The 16148-nt window shown below is 62.3% G+C and carries 15 protein-coding genes, 1 tRNA gene and 3 pseudogenes; 8 read left to right on the top strand and 11 right to left on the bottom strand.

Features of this window, described 5'->3' with window-relative positions:
• The first annotated feature begins 61 nt into the window (after positions 1–61).
• Positions 62–1306, top strand: a complete 1245-nt coding sequence (locus AC0L3D_RS08660) for an MFS transporter (protein WP_023798438.1) — start codon at positions 62–64, stop codon at positions 1304–1306.
• Positions 1307–1403: 97 nt separating this feature from the next.
• Positions 1404–2555, top strand: coding sequence for a ribonuclease D (rnd, locus tag AC0L3D_RS08655; protein ID WP_473643898.1), 1152 nt, complete (start codon positions 1404–1406; stop codon positions 2553–2555).
• A 374-nt stretch (positions 2556–2929) separates the two neighbouring features.
• Here the strand turns inward: rnd and AC0L3D_RS08650 are convergent, their stop codons facing one another.
• Together AC0L3D_RS08650 and guaB are read right to left on the bottom strand one after the other, a co-directional pair.
• The gene (locus AC0L3D_RS08650; protein WP_031254642.1) at positions 2930–3469 is read right to left on the bottom strand and encodes a hypothetical protein; all 540 of its coding nucleotides are present in this window, start codon (positions 3467–3469) and stop codon (positions 2930–2932) included.
• Positions 3470–3494: 25 nt separating this feature from the next.
• Positions 3495–4997 carry an IMP dehydrogenase gene (gene guaB, locus AC0L3D_RS08645; protein ID WP_128170730.1) on the bottom strand — a complete coding sequence of 501 codons (1503 nt, stop codon included), beginning with the start codon at positions 4995–4997 and terminating at the stop codon, positions 3495–3497.
• Between the two features lie 377 nt (positions 4998–5374).
• Here guaB and AC0L3D_RS08640 point away from each other — a divergent pair.
• Positions 5375–6791, top strand: a pseudogene (locus tag AC0L3D_RS08640) (MFS transporter).
• 191 nt (positions 6792–6982) lie between these two features.
• On the opposite strand, the gene AC0L3D_RS08635 reads toward AC0L3D_RS08640, so the two are convergent.
• Positions 6983–7678, bottom strand: coding sequence for an RlmE family RNA methyltransferase (locus tag AC0L3D_RS08635; RefSeq protein ID WP_027154665.1), 696 nt, complete (start codon positions 7676–7678; stop codon positions 6983–6985).
• Positions 7679–7814: 136 nt separating this feature from the next.
• A complete protein-coding gene (locus AC0L3D_RS08630) occupies positions 7815–9188 on the bottom strand; it encodes a Ppx/GppA phosphatase family protein (RefSeq protein WP_128170732.1) in 1374 nt (457 codons plus the stop codon).
• 513 nt (positions 9189–9701) lie between these two features.
• Between AC0L3D_RS08630 and AC0L3D_RS08625 the strand changes: the two genes are divergently transcribed.
• Positions 9702–10634: a lysylphosphatidylglycerol synthase domain-containing protein gene (locus AC0L3D_RS08625; protein ID WP_128170733.1), complete on the top strand. Its 933-nt coding sequence runs from the start codon at positions 9702–9704 to the stop codon at positions 10632–10634.
• A 140-nt stretch (positions 10635–10774) separates the two neighbouring features.
• Positions 10775–10848: transfer RNA gene (locus tag AC0L3D_RS08620), tRNA-Gln, on the top strand.
• Between the two features lie 13 nt (positions 10849–10861).
• Here AC0L3D_RS08620 and AC0L3D_RS08615 read toward each other — a convergent pair.
• Positions 10862–11068, bottom strand: a complete 207-nt coding sequence (locus AC0L3D_RS08615) for a hypothetical protein (RefSeq protein WP_128170734.1) — start codon at positions 11066–11068, stop codon at positions 10862–10864.
• Positions 11069–11261: 193 nt separating this feature from the next.
• Between AC0L3D_RS08615 and AC0L3D_RS08610 the strand changes: the two genes are divergently transcribed.
• Entirely contained in the window at positions 11262–11411 is a 150-nt protein-coding gene (locus AC0L3D_RS08610) for a hypothetical protein (protein WP_023803149.1), read from the top strand.
• Between the two features lie 291 nt (positions 11412–11702).
• On the opposite strand, the gene AC0L3D_RS08605 is transcribed toward AC0L3D_RS08610, so the two are convergent.
• Positions 11703–12053 carry a hypothetical protein gene (locus AC0L3D_RS08605; protein ID WP_023803151.1) on the bottom strand — a complete coding sequence of 117 codons (351 nt, stop codon included), beginning with the start codon at positions 12051–12053 and terminating at the stop codon, positions 11703–11705.
• 227 nt (positions 12054–12280) lie between these two features.
• Here AC0L3D_RS08605 and AC0L3D_RS08600 point away from each other — a divergent pair.
• Positions 12281–12412, top strand: a pseudogene (locus AC0L3D_RS08600) (XRE family transcriptional regulator); the annotation flags it as partial.
• A gap of 549 nt (positions 12413–12961) precedes the next feature.
• On the opposite strand, the gene AC0L3D_RS08595 reads toward AC0L3D_RS08600, so the two are convergent.
• Positions 12962–13240: a hypothetical protein gene (locus AC0L3D_RS08595; RefSeq protein WP_128170735.1), complete on the bottom strand. Its 279-nt coding sequence runs from the start codon at positions 13238–13240 to the stop codon at positions 12962–12964.
• A gap of 234 nt (positions 13241–13474) precedes the next feature.
• Between AC0L3D_RS08595 and AC0L3D_RS08590 the strand changes: the two genes are divergently transcribed.
• Positions 13475–13960 carry a hypothetical protein gene (locus AC0L3D_RS08590; protein ID WP_128170736.1) on the top strand — a complete coding sequence of 162 codons (486 nt, stop codon included), beginning with the start codon at positions 13475–13477 and terminating at the stop codon, positions 13958–13960.
• Positions 13961–14007: 47 nt separating this feature from the next.
• Here the strand turns inward: AC0L3D_RS08590 and AC0L3D_RS08585 are convergent, their stop codons facing one another.
• From AC0L3D_RS08585 to AC0L3D_RS08570, 4 genes and pseudogenes are all read right to left on the bottom strand, one after another.
• The gene (locus AC0L3D_RS08585; protein WP_128170737.1) at positions 14008–14202 is read right to left on the bottom strand and encodes a hypothetical protein; all 195 of its coding nucleotides are present in this window, start codon (positions 14200–14202) and stop codon (positions 14008–14010) included.
• Positions 14203–14342: 140 nt separating this feature from the next.
• A pseudogene (locus AC0L3D_RS08580) lies at positions 14343–15182 on the bottom strand (ATP-dependent DNA ligase).
• Positions 15183–15654: 472 nt separating this feature from the next.
• Positions 15655–15873: a KTSC domain-containing protein gene (locus AC0L3D_RS08575; protein ID WP_023803157.1), complete on the bottom strand. Its 219-nt coding sequence runs from the start codon at positions 15871–15873 to the stop codon at positions 15655–15657.
• Between the two features lie 87 nt (positions 15874–15960).
• Positions 15961–16146, bottom strand: a complete 186-nt coding sequence (locus tag AC0L3D_RS08570; protein ID WP_128170739.1) for a hypothetical protein — start codon at positions 16144–16146, stop codon at positions 15961–15963.
• Positions 16147–16148 lie beyond the last annotated feature (2 nt).

Genomic DNA, 16148 nt, shown 5'->3' with positions numbered 1-16148 from the left:
AATTGCCGCTGGCATTGGCGTGGGCGATGGTTCAAGAAGGATCAACGACAGGCCCTCCTTCATGTCCTCCATGCGCCCGCTGATCCCGCTCCTTATTGCCGCCGGCATCCTGCTCGGCGGCAACGGCCTGCAGAGCACCTTGATCGCATTGCGCGGGGCGCAGGAGGGGTTTTCGGCCTCGACCATCGGGCTGATGGGGACGTTCTATTTCGCCGGCTTCCTGCTCGGCTGCCTCGCCGTCACCCACATCATGAAGGCCGTCGGCCATGTCCGCGCGTTTTCCGCGCTGGCGGCGATCGCTTCGGCCGGGACATTGCTTTTGGTGCTGGTCGTCGACCCGGTCATGTGGTGCGCGTTGCGTCTCGCCGGCGGCTTCTGCTTCGCCGGCCTGTTCACCATCATGGAAGCCTGGCTCAATTCCGGGGCCGCCAACAAGGACCGCGCGCGGGTGCTGGCCATCTACCGGATGGTCGACATCGGTTCGGTCACCGGCGCACAGTTCCTGATCCCGATCGTTGGCGCCGGCGGTTTCGCCATCTTCGCCGTCATGTCGATCATGATCACGCTCTCGCTGGTGCCGGTGTCGCTCGGCGATCGCTCCAACCCGACCCCGCCCGAAGACGTCAAGCTCGACCTCGCCCGCGTCTGGCGGATCTCGCCGCTCGGCTGCTTCGGCTGCATTGCCGTCGGCGTCACCAACAGCGCTTTTCGCACTTTGTCGCCGGTCTATGCCGAACAGATCGGCATGTCGGTCACCGACGTCGTCACCTTCGTCAGCGTCGGCATATTCGGCGGCGCCATCATCCAGTATCCGCTCGGCTATCTGTCCGACCGCTGGGACCGGCGTTCGGTGCTGCTGATAACGACGTGCTGCGCGCTGCTGGCGTCGCTGGCGCTGGTGTTCTGGGCGCGCAGCGATCCGTCCCTCAACTTCGTGATCGTCTTCATCTTCGGCTGCTTCGCCATGCCGCTCTATTCGCTGTCGGCGGCGCACTCCAACGACCGCGCCGACAAGGGCGAGTTCGTGCTGATCAACGCGGCGCTGATGCTGTTCTATTCCTTCGGCGCCATTGGCGGGCCGTTCGCCGCCTCGACGGCGATGCAGTATTTCGGGCCAAGCGCGCTGTTCGTGTTCACCGCCACCGTCTACGCCATCTTCGTCGTGGTCATCCTGTACCGGATGCAGGTGCGATCGGGCGTGCCGGCCGGCCATCGCAGCCGTTTCATCGGCCTTTTGCGCACATCGACGGTGTTCGCCCGGCTGGCCAAGCGCAACGATGATTCCGACGGGCCTGCCAGGCAATGATGACGGCCCGCCAGGTCTTGAAACCCGGACAGCGGCTTGACGAAAGCCCGCGCGGCTGAAATTGAAGGAGACCTTACACTTTGCCAAAAGCGATTTGATGCACGTCATCACCACCCAAAAAGAACTCGAGACCGCTCTCGCCGCGTTCGAAAAGTCGGATTTCGTCACCGTCGACACCGAATTCATTCGGGAGACGACCTTTTGGCCGATTCTCTGCCTGATCCAGATGGCAGCACCCGGGGTGACGGCGCTGATCGACCCGCTGTCACCCGATATCGACCTGAAGCCGTTCTTCAGGCTGATGGCCAACGAGGCGGTCGTCAAAGTCTTCCATGCGGCGCGCCAGGACATCGAAATCATCGTTCATCTCGGCGATCTGGTGCCGCATCCTGTGTTCGACACCCAGGTGGCGGCGATGGTTTGCGGCTTCGGCGACAGCGTCTCCTATGACCAACTCGTCCAGAAGGTCACCGGCGCCCGGCTCGACAAGTCCTCACGTTTCACCGACTGGCGCCATCGGCCGCTTTCCGAAAAACAGCTCGACTACGCGCTTGCCGACGTCACCCATCTGATCGAGGTCTACCAGCACCTCAGCGCGGAGCTGGTGCGGGAAAACCGCGCCCACTGGCTGAACGAGGAGATGGACGTGCTGACCGCCCGCGAAACCTACGATCCGCATCCGGAGGACGCCTGGAAGCGGCTGAAGATGCGGCTGCGCAAGCCGCAGGAACTGGCGATCGTGCAAGCGGTGGCGGCATGGCGCGAGCGTGAGGCGCGCGAACGCGACGTGCCGCGCGGCCGGGTGCTCAAGGACGACGCCATCTATGAGGTGGCGCAGCAGGCGCCGCGCGATGCGGCAGCACTCGGCAAGCTGCGCACCACGCCGAAAGGCTGGGAACGCTCGGCGACGGCAACGGCGCTGCTTGGCGCGGTCAACAGCGCGCTTGCCTTGCCCAGGGAAGAGATGCCGAAGCTGCCGAAGAGTTTTCAGCCGCCCGAAGGCTCCAATGCCGCCGCGGAACTGCTGAGAGTGCTGTTGCGGATCGTCGCCGAAAAGGAGGGCGTCGCTTCGAAGGTGCTGGCCTCGAGCGACGACATCGACCGCATCGCCGCCGAGGGCGAGGACGCCGACGTGCCGGCCTTGCAAGGCTGGCGACGCGCCGTGTTCGGCGAGGCGGCGCTCAAACTGGTGCGCGGCGAGCTCGCCATCAAGTTCGACAAGCGCAAGATCGCGCTGTTCGATTTGTAGCGTCTGCGACGTCCTTCTCCCCTTGCGGAGAAGGTGGATCGGCGCGTTAGCGCCGAGACGGATGAGGGGTTCTGGAAGAAACGCCGCGTTAAAATATTGAATGATTTTAACGATTTAATGGCCGCGATCCTTCCAACACCCCTGCCATGAAAGTAACTTCAAACTCTGTTTCATTTCAATCGGATAGCGGCTTGGGCCAAGGGCTCGATTTCAAAGCCGATATATCAGAGAAAGCGCCCGCGCACCTTTCATCTACGATGGCGCCCGGCGCCGGGCGATGTGTCTCATCCGACCGAGTTGAGCCTGTCCTCGGGCTTGCCAAAGGCATGACCCGTGGGCTCGGCCACCTTCTCCCACAAAGGGGAGAAGGGCAGTCAGCGCTGTTTCTGAGCGGCCAGGTGAAATACCGCGATGACGATCACGGGTATCGCCAGAAGCGCGAATTTGATGACGATCAGCGCCGAGGCGAAGGACAGCGAGTCCGGATTGGCCGACAGGAAATCGGAGAGCATGCGGGCCACCGCGATGTTCTGCGCATAATCGGCAAGCGTGTAGGGCAGCACCAGGACGAGCGCGAACAGCGACTGAAGCTGGGCCGACAGAGCCCGGAAGTTCTTCAGCCGCCGCCCGGCGGCAAGGATCAGGCTGACCAATGTGAGCGACAGCAGCGCCGGAAATAGCAGGTCGAAGGTCAGGTAATGCCAGACCAGGATGATCTCGCTGCCGCGACGCCCGAGTGCCGTCAGCCAGGCCATGCCCTCGTCCGGGGTGAACCCGGCAAAGCGCAAATCGAGCGACGGCAGGCCGCCGCTCAGCTGGCGGAAATAGAGGAACTCCATCGCGGTCATGGCGACGAAAACCCCCGCGCAGACAAAACAGAGCGCGGCAGCGTGGCGCGACAGCCGCAGCATCATTGCCGTCAGGCTTCGTGCGAACTGGTTAGGCTCCGCCGGGGTAATTCGGGCTTTCGCGGGTGATCGTGACGTCATGGGCGTGGCTTTCACGAAGTCCGGCGTTGGATATGCGTACAAACGTGGCGCGGTCGCGGAAATCGGCAAGGTCGCGCCCGCCGACATAACCCATAGCGGCTTTCAGGCCGCCGGCAAGCTGGTGCAGCACGCCGGACACAGGTCCTTTGTAAGGCACCTGGCCTTCGATGCCTTCCGGCACCAGTTTCAGCGTGTCGCGAACCTCGGCCTGGAAATAGCGGTCGGCGGAGCCACGCGCCATGGCGCCGACCGAGCCCATGCCGCGATAGGCTTTGAACGAGCGGCCCTGGTGCAGATAGACTTCGCCCGGGCTCTCGTCGGTGCCGGCCAGCAGCGACCCGATCATGGCGGCACTGGCGCCGGCGGCGAGCGCCTTGGCGAGATCGCCGGAATATTTTATGCCGCCATCGGCGATGACCGAGACGCCCGATTTCTGCGCCGTCTCGACCGCCGACATGATCGCGGAAAGCTGCGGCATGCCGACGCCGGCGACGATGCGGGTGGTGCAGATGGAACCCGGCCCGATGCCGACCTTGACGGCATCGGCGCCGGCATCGATCAGCGCCAGCGTGCCTTCTGAAGTGGCGACGTTGCCGGCCAGGATGCGGACCGAATTGGACAGTTTCTTGGCCCGCGTCACCGCATCGAGCACGCGTTGCGAGTGACCATGCGCGGTATCGATCACCAAAAGGTCGACGCCGGCATCGATGAGCCGCTCGGCGCGCTCAAAACCGTCATCGCCGACGCTGGTGGCGGCCGCCGCGCGCAAGCGCCCCTGCACGTCCTTGGTGGCGTGCGGGTTGAGCTGCGACTTCTCGATGTCCTTGACGGTGATCAATCCGACGCAATTGCCGCCGCTATCGACCACGACCAGCTTCTCGATGCGGTGCTGGTGCAGGAGCCGCTTGGCCTCGTCCTGATCGACATTTTCCTTGACCGTGATCAGGTTCTCACGGGTCATCAGCTCGTAGACTTTCTGGGCCGGGTCGGAGGCGAAGCGCACGTCGCGGTTGGTCAGGATGCCGACCAGCCGTCCGACCGTGTGCCCGCCAGCGCCGCCATTCTCGACCACCGGAATGCCCGAGATGCTGTAGTTGCGCATCAGCCCCAGGGCGTCGGCGAGCGTCGCATCGGGGCCGATGGTGACGGGGTTCACCACCATGCCGGATTCGAACTTTTTGACTTGCCGCACCTGCTCGGCCTGTTCGGCAGGCGAGAAATTGCGGTGGATGACGCCGATGCCGCCGGCCTGGGCCATGGCGATGGCAAGACGCGCCTCGGTGACGGTATCCATGGCGGCGGAGAGGATCGGCACGTTGAGGTCGATGTCGCCGGCAATGCGGGTGCCGATATCGGTTTCGCCGGGCATGACCTCGGAATGACCCGGCTGCAGCAGCACATCGTCAAAGGTCAGCGCCAATGCGCCCGTGGACGTTTCGATAATCTTTGCCATGGCCAGCCCTCGGAATGCATGAAAAGCGCTGGACCGGATGGACAGCGCCGACTCGTCTTCTTCCCTTTCAGGATTGGCGCTGGCTCGTAACACGTCCCGTCGCCGTTGAAAAGCCGATTGCTTGTGCACGACAGGGCCGCGAACTCAGCTTAATGCCTTTCGCGGTGACGGATGGCGACCGGCATTCACCGCTGGTGATTGGCGAAAGCCGAAGCGGCCGCCTCGCCGACGGCGCTGCTCCGGAGTTTTGTTGGGCATGCCCGCTGCCAGGTCGCTCAAATGTGACAGCAAGTTAAGGCGACATCCAACGCAACCCGTGGTAACCGCCCTGCCTGTCGGCTTGCCCGGTCGGCAACAATCGAATCCGGACGCGCTCCATGAACCGCACCATTCCGCTTATCCTGGCGGTCGCCCTTTTCATGGAAAACATGGATTCGACCGTTATCGCAACGTCGCTGCCGGCGATCGCCGTCGACCTCCAGACCAGCCCGGTGGCGCTCAAGCTGGCGCTGACCGCCTATCTGGTGTCGCTGGCGGTGTTCATTCCGATCAGCGGCTGGATGGCCGATCATTTTGGCGCCAAGACCGTGTTTCGCGCCGCGATTGCCGTGTTCATCGTCGGATCGGTCGCTTGCGCGGTGTCGAATTCGCTGCCGGCCTTCGTCGTCTCACGCTTCCTGCAAGGCATTGGCGGCGCCATGATGACGCCGGTGGGACGGCTGGTGCTGGTGCGCGCCACGCCGAAGAGCGAGCTCGTCGCCGCGATGTCGTGGCTGACCGTTCCGGCATTGGTCGGGCCGCTCGTCGGGCCGCCGGTCGGCGGTTTCATCACCAACTATTTCAGCTGGCACTGGATCTTCCTGATCAATGTGCCGATCGGGCTGATCGGCATCTGGCTGGCCACGCGCTTCCTGCCGGAGACCGAAGCGGCGCCAACGCCGCCGCTCGATTTCATCGGCTTCGTGCTGAGCGGCCTGGCGGCATCGGGCATCGTTTTCGGCCTGTCGGTGGTCAGCCTGCCGGCCTTGCCGCCGATTGCCGGCTTCCTCACCGTGGCTGTCGGGCTGGTTTCTGCCGTGCTTTACCTCCTGCATGCGCGCCGCGCCAAAAATCCGCTGCTGGCGCTCGAACTGTTCCGCAACCAGGTGTTCCGCGCCTCGGTCCTCGGCGGCGGGCTGTTCCGCATCGGCATCGGCGCCGTACCCTTCCTTTTGCCGCTGATGTTCCAGATCGGCTTCGGGCTGACGCCGTTCCAGTCGGGAATGATCACCTTCGTGGCGGCGATCGGCGCCATCGGCATGAAATTCGTCACCGCGCTGATCTTCCGGGTCGCCGGCTTCCGCCGCGTGCTGATCTTCGGCTCGCTGATCGCGGCGGCGTCGATTGCCATCAACGGCCTGCTGACGCCCGAGACGCCATATCTGCTGATCCTCGCCGCCTTGCTCGCCGGCGGCTTCATCCGCTCGATGTTCTTCACCGGCATCAACGCGCTAGCCTATGCCGAGATTTCGACCGCCGACACCAGCAGGGCGACGCCGATCGCCGCAGTGTTCCAGCAACTGTCGATCGCGCTCGGCGTGGCGCTGGCCGGCGGCATTCTGGAAGTCTTGGCGACAATCCATGGCGGGGTGCTGACGCTGAGCGACTTCCACATCGCGTTCTTCATCGTCGCGGCGGTGTCGGCCGCCGCATCGCTGTCATTCATGCGGCTGGCGCCCGATGCCGGCAACCGTATCGGGACATGGCGGGCTGACGGCGCCCACGACGATGGGAGTGGGTCCACCGGGATCGTAGGCTCTCTCCCTTCTCCCCTTGTGGGAGAAGGTGGATCGGCGCGCAGCGCCGAGACGGTTGAGGATGTTGGACGGAATGAGGCGTTGGTGATTTTGCCGATGTATACGAGAGTTTGCGTCAAGCTGGAGCACCCCTCATCCCATCGAGCTTCGCTCGGCCACCTTCTCCCACAAGGGGAGAAGGAAAGGACGCTAACCCTTAAAATCCTTCGCCAGCAGATAAAGCTCCACCGACTCGTCGCGCGAGGCCGGCGGTTTGACGTGGTGGACCGAGCGGAAATTCTGCTTGAGCCTGGCGAGCAATTCGTTCTCGGCGCCGCCCTGGAAAGTCTTGGCGAGGAAATGGCCGCCCGGCTTCAGCACCGAGAGGGCGAAATCGGCGGCCACCTCGCACAGATACATGGTGCGGATGTGATCGGTCCGGCGATGGCCGGTGGTGGGTGCGGCCATGTCGGACAAAACGATGTCCGGTTGGCCGCCGAGCGTTTCGGCGAGCTTTTGCGGCGCCTGCGGGTCGAGAAAATCCATCAACAGCACCGGCGCGCCGGGCACCGCGTCCATTTCCAGATAGTCGATGCCGACGACATGCGGGTGTTCGGCCGTCGATTTCGTGCGCGCGGCGGCGACCTGGCACCAGCCGCCGGGTGCCGCGCCAAGGTCGATGACTTTCATGCCGGGCTTGAGCAGATGGTGCTTGTCGTCGATCTCGATCAGCTTGTAGGCCGCGCGCGAGCGGTAGCCGTCGGCCTTGGAACGCTGGACATAGGGGTCGTTGATGTGGCGCTGCAGCCAGCGGCGCGACGATTCCTTCAGGCCGCTTTTCTTCTTGATCCGCGTCTTCAGCACGCGAATGCCGGCAGAGCCTGGTTTTTCCGGTTTCCTGGTCATTGCCTGACTTCTTGTTTGAGCATGATATTTTCCGAAAACCGGTTGCCACTTTTCGCTGACGCGGTTCTGCGGTTCGGGATCATGCATTCTGGTCTGAGCATGATCTTTTCCGAAAACCGGCTGCCACTTTTCGGGATCATGCTCTGCCCCGCCCATTGTTGCGCCAGACACCGTCGTCGGCCATCAATTCGCTCAATATGCCCTCGCGCAGGCCGCGGTCGGCGACGCGCAGCCGCTCCGACGGCCACACCGCGCGGATCGCTTCCAGGATGGCGCAGCCGGCCAGCACCAGATCGGCGCGATCGGCGCCGATGCAAGGATTGGCGACGCGCTGCTGAAAATCCCAGCCGACCAGTTTTTCGACCATGCGGTCGACGCTGTCGCGATCCATCCACAGCCCGTCGACGCGGCGGCGGTCGTACCGGTCCAGGTCGAGGTGGACGCCGGCCAGCGTCGTCACCGTGCCCGAGGTGCCGAGCAAGTGGAATTTCGGGCTGGCGAGCACATGGCTCAGCCGGTCGCGCCCGTCGAAGGCGTGCAGGCGCACAGCCACATCCTCGACCATGGCGGCAAAGATCTCACGGGTGACGGCGCGGCCGCCGAAGCGCTCGGCCAGCGAGACGACGCCGACCGGCAGCGACGTCCAGGAGACGATGTGGTTGGCGAGCCTCGGCGAGCGGTGGCCGGTGAGATCGATCAGCGCGATTTCCGAGGAGCCGCCGCCGATATCGAACAGGACGACGCCTTGCGTGTCGCGGTCGACCAGCGAGCCGCAGCCCGACACCGCCAGCCGCGCCTCGGTCTGGCGGTCGATGATCTCGAGTTTCAACCCCGCCTCGCGCTCGACGCGGTCGAGGAACTCGGCGCCGTTGGCGGCCGTGCGGCAGGCTTCGGTGGCGATCAGCCGGGCCTTCCTGATCTTGCGGTTGCGCAATTTGTCACCGCAGATCTTCAGCGCCTCGACCGCACGGTCCATCGCCGGCTGCCCGAGCCGGCCATTGGCGGTGAGGCCCTCGCCCAGCCTGACGATGCGCGAGAAAGCGTCGATGACGCGGAACTGGCCGTGGCGCGTCGGCACCGCCACCAGCAGCCGGCAATTGTTGGTGCCAAGATCGAGTGCCGCAAACACCGGCAGTTCCTGCAGCGGCGGGCGGCGAGCAGCCGGCTCCGGCCGGCCTGGCGCAACCGACGGCAAGGCCGCGACGATCGCCGCGGGCGGGCGGCTGGCCGGAGCGCTGACAGCAGCAGACGCCACTCCGGCCGCAGCGAGGCGAGCGTCGTCGCGCGCAAAAACCTTGCGGCCGCGCCGGCGTTTGCGCCGCTTCCTGGTCTTGGCCTTCTGGCCATTCTGATGCTGGGACGCGTCGCCTGCCTGTCCGTGACCGGACCAAGGCTGCACCGGGCGGCCATTGTGCCGGCCGGCGGGTGGGCTTGCCTGACCCGAAGGCGGCGGCGAAGCCCTGGACACGCCCACTTCCGGCGCGCCGGCGCCGGTGTCGTGGTCTTCCACTTCAGTTCCTTCCGCGCCGCGCGAACCGGAGACCGGACGCAGCAGGCGCTTTCACGTGTTCCAAGTTGCCGCCAGACTAGCAGCGCCGGGCCGGATCACCAAGAGCGCAGGGGTCGAATTTGTCGCTGGCATTGTCTCGCCGCTCCGCTCGTCCCGATGATGGCGGGACAGCGCCCCCCTCTGTCCTGCCCTCTTTGCCAAAACTTGGCATCTCCCCCACTTGGGGGAGATCGGCCGTCACCGCCGCTTTCGCCAATCCCTACCGTCGCAGAAACGGGCGGAGCGCCAAAACTGCCAATCTCCCTCCTTGTGGGGGAGATGTCCGGCAGGACAGAGGGGGGCGCGAAGGATCGCCAGCCTTTCCTTCTCCCGCAGCAACGCGCCTTCGCAGTTGAATAGCCGGCTTCGATAAGGCATTTCTGAAATGGCGGGGATGAAACATTCGAAATCGCGGGCAGAGTTCCTGACGCGAACCGAACGGGCAACGGGGCTGCAACGCATGATCGTCACGCCATGAACTGGAGGCGTTATTTCTGGCCGGTCGTCGGCGTTGCGGCGGTCGTCTTCTCGCTATGGCTGCTGCTGCACGAACTGCGTGGCATCTCGCTCGACGACGTCTGGGACGGCATCGTCGCCATCCCTGCCCGCGGCTGGGTGCTCGCCGCTTTGAGCTCAGTCATCGCCTATGCGTCGCTGGCCGGCTACGATCATATCGCGCTCCTGCATATCGGCAAGAAAGTGTCGTGGCTGTTCGTCACCCTGTGCTCCTTCACCACCTACGCGCTGTCGCACAATATCGGCGGCTCGGTTTTTTCAGGCGCGGTGATCCGCTACCGCGCTTACGGAACCAGGGGGCTGACCGGACAGGACGTCGGCATTCTGGTGGCGATCTGCTGGATCACCTTCGTGCTGTCGACGGTGTTGGTTTCAGGCATCGTGCTGGTGCTCGCACCGGAGATCGTCGACCGTTTTTCCGGCACGCCGCATCATCGGCTTTCGCAGGCGGCGGGGCTCGCGATGCTGCTCGTGGTGGCGGCCTATGTCTTCGGCAGCTGGCTGCATCTCAGGCCGCTGAAGATCGGAAGGTTCCAGGTCCATTATCCGGCTCTGCCGATCGTCGCGCGGCAATTGCTGATCGGCCCGATCGAGCTGCTGGCGGCGGCGGCGATCATCTTCTTCGCCCTGCCCGAAGCTGGCAATCCCGGATACCTCGTCGTGCTCGGCGTCTTCCTGATGTCGTTCTCGGTCGCCCAGATCTCGCATGCGCCGGGCGGGCTCGGCGTGTTCGAGGTCGTCTTCCTGACCGGCCTGTCGCATATGGACCCGGTCGGCGTGCTGGCAGCACTGCTGGTGTTCCGGCTGTTCTACCTGATCATCCCGCTGGTGATGGCGCTCGGCGTCGTGCTGTATTTCGAGCACTCGCAGCTCGGGCGAAGGGAGAATTGAGGGGCGGCTTTGAACCACGCCCTTATGAAACGTGCCGATTGAAATGCCTTCGGCAGGCTTGACTATTTTCCGACGGCGGCTACAAGGCACGCGCGGCGCCATCGTCGCCCTGCCGCGTGGTTTTCAACAGCCGCGCCTGCTGGGGAATAGGTTAACGGTAGACCCACGGACTCTGACTCCGTTAGTCCTGGTTCGAATCCAGGTTCCCCAGCCAACAGTTTCCGCAATTAAATCAGCCCCTTATGCAGAACAATCGCGACCGAAACGTGTTGCATGGGTTTTCCTGCCCTGTAGCGCGCAAACCCTTGCATTCCGGGCATGTCCCGCCCCGTCCCTTTCTGTCCATGCAACACGATTGCAACACGGATCAGCCAATTTGTTCCCGCCATGTTCCTAGAGAGCGCGCCTTCGCCGGTGCCAATTGCGGTGCCCATTTTTTTCCTGCGACTGTCGGCAGGTCCGTGCGACAATCCCGCCGGGGAATCAACGCGGGATTTCTTACATGACGAAACTGAGCACTCTAAAACGCCGATGATGGACAGCGATAGCGGGGCTGCATTAGTTTACCACGATCTCAAAACGTCTCAGCGCGCGACTTTCCAGGTTGCCGCCGAGTGAGGTCGTTGGTTGACCGCGTCGCTGGTGCTAGTCCATTCTGGTGCGCTGTTCGGCATGTTTTCGTTGCTGAACAATCCAGCCAGCCAACCTGCGACGCTGGAAGCACTCAAAGCCCCGGTCTGGTGCTTCGTGGCTGGCCTTCTGCTGGCGCTGGCATAGGGTTTCTTCGCTTGGATCAACTGGTCGATGCACTCGTTCAATTACGCGTCCTCGGCACGATACGATATGCTATGGACGCTGAGAAGTGGATCGATCCTCCACCCTTCCAAAGGGCGTTGGACATCACGAACTGGGGCAGCATCGCTTGCGGTTTGCTTTCTGCCCTATCCATTGCGGCGGGCGCGGCTTTGATCCTGCATGGGGACTATCTAGCTGCAATATTCGGAATTTGATCCCGCCCATAGACCGCCACCGTGAGGGCAGCGGAGTCTCTGGGCTCATTTGGGCGTGTTAGAACCAGCGCTCCCGGCGCTGGTCGCCGGCCACAAGAACAAGGCCCAACAGCAAGCCTACAGCCGCGCCCAGCATGAAGGCGGACGATAGCGTGCCAGGATTTTCTTGAACGACACCGGAAGCAGTAGACGCCCTTTTGCGAAGTGCTTGCGTTGTCCGAGACACGCTATCGGCCGCGCCCTCATACCAACCAGTAGCTTCCTCGACCACCTCTTCAGCGTGCTCCGCGAGCGTCCGATTGATCTTGTTGATCTCGCGTTTCAGTTGCGCAACTTGCTTCTCCAAGGCCTCCTGCGCTTCGCGCTGCGTCTCCGTCGGCTTTGCGTCTTCGTTTGGGTCGTCGGCCATTGTGATGATCTCCCTTTTGGGTGGGGGCTCAACGGCCGCCGCCGCGTATGGTTCCTCAGCGACAAAAAGCCCGCCACCTTGAAGGCAGCGGGCTAGCAGCGGCAGAGTTTGCCGCCCGTCAGTGACGCTCTGCCGGTGCTTCGAGAAACTCCATGAAGTTCTCAACCACCTTGTCGATCGGCATTGACCGCGCATTGCATCCGCGAAGAATGGCGGGCGGCGATCTTGACAATTTTGAAGCTGGGAAGCGGGCGCCGTATGACCGCACTCTGCTTGACCTTCAGGCAGCGCTCGAATGGGCCGGCGTCGAGTTCATCCCCGAGAACGGCGGCGGCGCCGGTGTGAGGTTGCGGAAATGAAGACCAGGCGGCGCAAAAGATTTTGGGATCGAGCGAGAATGCGCCGGCTCTCCTCCATGACGGATCGCATCTCCGCAATCGTAGCCCGCGTGGCATCAACCTGCAACCGCGACCTCTCTACGTCCACGTTATCGATTTGCCACGGGTCCATTGCCGTAACTCACTGCGACTAGCGTTTTCGAGGCGACTAGCGTTTTCGAGTTAGAAATCGGGCTTCCCGCATAAGTGACGGCCAGTCGGACCCCAGAAGAGCGATAAGCTCGCGAGCCTGCTCTTCGGTTATATTCGCCTCTTTAACCAAGCGCTGAACGACAGAGTCGTCAGGGGCCCCGCTGGGTGTTCTGTCCCTATCGTCAGCCATCGGAAAAAATCCTTAGGTAGCATAACGCGACCATTTGGACTGAGTTCCTCCACAATGACTTCCGCGATCACGGGATTACTCGGATCTCCCCAAGCTCGGTAGTATCAAGGCGGCGGACGCCAATCCGCTAGGCCGGCGCCCGACAAGGCAATCTACCCCAACGCCCCCCCAAGTGGCGCCGGCCACTTTCAGCCCCCTCGTTCGAAAGTTGGCTTCCAGTCGCGATTGCGCGCCCGCTGCTGGCCTTCGTAGAAGAACACCTGCCGTCGATCACCACCGGCAGCCTTGCAATTTGAGCAGATAAAGAGCCCGACCAGGTCGTCATGCATCGAGCCGTGGTCACGGCCGAGCCTGTCAATCAGCGCCTGGATATCCAGCTTCATCGATTTGCAGCACATCGGGTGTCCGCAATTGACATAGATGGTTTCGCGGGCGGCCAGGGTGTCGGCGAGGGTCTTTTTGGGCATGGCGATCTCCGTTGAAGGGCTCGCCGCAACGGGGAGGAATATAATCCTGAAAACGAGGGCGTCGGCAATAGGGGACCCCCACTCTTTGACATTGGGTTGATATTAGCTCAGGGGCCTCATTTCTTTCGGCCGGACTCTTTGCGACCTTCTCGCTATCGTGTGCGGCAACGGCGCGGCGTCTTGAAGTATCCGCTTCATCGGCTCGTTGCGTTTTTCGTCAGTGTGAGCACGATAATGGAACGTCCAAAATCCGTATCGGAGATGATCGAGCGCTACGACAGCGATTTTTACGAGCCGATAGGGCGCTTGATAATGCAGTTTGGATTTCTGGAATTCCATATCGATCGTTGGCTGTCCGCGCTTGGCGCCGACCAACCGAAGCTGCGGAAAGCGAACAACTTGAATAACAAAATCACTCTGTATGGTCAGATCATCGACCAACACACCACCGAACCGAATGACCTTGCCGAGCGCGATCGCCTCGTCCAGCAGATGCGCGAACTCAACACGTTTCGCAATCGTGTCGTTCATGGTCCGTGGAGCGTATACCTCGGAGAAAAGAAGGCTTGGCAGAAACTCTCAGTCAACCGGCAAAATGCAACACACCAATTCTTTGAGGTGACTGCCGATGAAATCCGGGTGGCTGCTAGCGACCTCGCGAAAATCCAGGTAGAGGCGTCTCACTTTGCCTTTGGCTTTCTAGTACCCAAAAAGGCATAGCAACGAGCGTGGCAGGCGACAAAAGACTAACGGCTGGGTAGCTCTGGCTACTTGCGCACGATCCATTCCAGCAAGTCAGGATCGACGTCATCGCTCCCGGTAAAGTCGCTGATCAAAAGCGCGGCAACCGACCGCCATTTGTCTTCAGGGATCTTCTCTTCGATCACGGTTTTTATGAAGGCGCTGCGCAGGATATCGCAGTCAAAAACCGATACCTGGGCGCCTGCCTGGGGTTTCGCCATCTCAGCCCTCCTGCCTCTTGGGCGGAAGCACTGCCATCTCCCAAGCGTCCGCAATGCCTCTATTCGGTACGGACGACGTTGGGATTGTACGCTTTATTGCGAATTTCGCGAGTCCGGCCTCGCTCAATCTGGCGCGGCCTTCAATCCTCTTCCCGGAAATCCTGCAGCGATGCGTGCCGAAGATCCTCCTCGCACCTTAGATGCTTCACGCGGGCCTTGATGCCCCGGCTTGACCCAGTGCGTTGCCGGCCGCTTTGGCATATCCTTGGGCGGTGGCCCGGCATGTTCCTGCACGCGCTTCCACAACCGCTCCCGCATCTCGCGGTTGACGCTCACGAACGCACTGCCGACATATTTCCGGGTGCCTGGCTCAGCCATCAGAGCAAACGCCGGCTTGCCCCTCTCGCGTTCGACGCCGAGGAGTTCAAACTCGCTTTCGGTGAAGGATTTTGTCTTCAGCCAATTGGTGGTCGGGCCGCTGCGATATTTGCTGTCTCGGCGCTTCGATACCATCCCCTCCAGGCCGGCCGCGTCGATCAGATGATAGATCGCATTAGCCTCGCTTGGCATCGTCTCGCTGAACCGGATTCGACTATCAGACCCTATAAGGCCGGCCAGGATTTCCCGCCGATCCTCAAGTGCCATGTCGCGCAAGTCGTGGCCGTTAAGATGCAGCAGATCGAACGCGACGAAATAGAGGTCGTGCTGGCGCCTCGTGATTGCCTTGCGCAGCGCGGCAAAATCCGAAAGGCCAGCGTCATTCAAGACGACGACTTCGCCGTCGATGATGGCATTCTCGACGTCCAGCGTCGCGCCGCCGCAGCTAGATCGCGGTACTTCGATGTCCAGTCTAGGCCGCGGCGGGTGAAGATCCGCACACCGCCGGCGTCGATGATGATTTGGGAGCGGTAGCCGTCGAATTTGGCTTCATGCATCCAGTCGTCGCCTTGGGGCGGCTTGGCGACCAAGGTAGGCATCATCGGAGGAATGAACTCAAGCCGGCCGGGCCCGGCACTCACTGGTTTACGCACGAATTCGAGTTTAGGTCCGTCCGATCTGGCGGCTAGGGGAACGGAACGTGACCATTTTACTAAATTAGTAATGATGCATGAAACGGCATATTATTCGTCCCAGCCGGCGGACACGGCCCATACCCCCGCCGGTTAGGCCCGACGGTCGGTTGCCTACCCCGCAGCGGCTGTCGGGCCGTCCCTATCACAGTTCGGGACGATCAACGTGGGCCGAGATAGAACCAACAACCCCGCAACCGGATCAAGGGCAAGCGCCACGGGCCGCCTGCGAAGGACGAAGCAGAGCATTTCGAGTTCTGCCCCGTGTGTGGCCAAACGTTCGACAAGCGAAACCTTGGCGAGGTGCTGCATCATTATCTCCCCGACCATGAGCCGTTGAAGCTCGATGGATAGGTGAGTTGGCTTTCGCATACGGCTGGGGTCATCCAGAATTGTTGGCGGTCCCGACCAGGCGGTACCGGAATCGATTGCGGATGCGCTCGTTGAAGAAGCGGCCCTTGGCGAATGCGGCTCGGAACTCGGCGAAGGTCTCCGGCGGCACATCCTCAAACTGGTAGCATTTGCCGCTGGCCACGAACCACACCGAAAGGGTCCTACGATCCGGATCGTATTCCGTTTTGCTTATCGAGGTGGACGGCATGACGTTCACGCCTTGGTTCGGCGCGGAATTGTGGCCCCGTTGGTTCCCAGCACGGCAATTTAAAGGTCGGCCAGATGACCCATGCAGCTAGGGGGTTTCGTCCCGACCAGCCTTACCAATCGCCTCAAGCAATGAAGCTAGAGTTGGCGGCAGTTCTGGTTCGACCTCCAGCCCAAGCAGCTTATGTACGTTACGACGATTGTCTTCGGTGCCGATCAATTCGCGAACGGCATCGGCAAGGGTCTTATGGCCCGCTGCGTCACGCTTTGCCATGT

Source organism: Mesorhizobium sp. WSM4837 (assembly GCF_055811435.1).
Note: the sequence above shows the minus strand (reverse complement) of the source record. Positions and strands in the feature narration are given on the sequence as shown.